Raw genomic sequence first — 230 nt, 5'->3', positions numbered from 1 at the left:
GCGTCTCGGCGAGCGCCTTCACGCGTTCGCTCGGACGCCCGAGAGCCTCGCCGATAATCAGCCCATTGCCTTGATGATGCCGGATCACGCCCGGCGCCTCGACGAGGCAACTCGCGTGCACCACGCAGCCCACTGTTTGCGCGCTTGGAATCGCGGCGGCGATTGCGCCGTCGGGATCGATTGACTTGAGCCGCTTGCCCACGAAGTCGCCATGCAGACCGTCGCAGAAC

Annotated in this window: 1 protein-coding gene; it reads right to left on the bottom strand. The window is 66.1% G+C overall.

Annotated elements, in window-relative coordinates:
- Positions 1-230: ketopantoate reductase family protein (locus tag SB822_RS61430; RefSeq protein ID WP_410859712.1), on the bottom strand; the 230-nt coding region annotated here is incomplete at both ends.

The organism is Paraburkholderia sp. SIMBA_054 (assembly GCF_046534875.1).
Lineage (GTDB): Bacteria > Pseudomonadota > Gammaproteobacteria > Burkholderiales > Burkholderiaceae > Paraburkholderia > Paraburkholderia hospita.
This window is presented reverse-complemented; position numbering and strand designations above follow the sequence as displayed.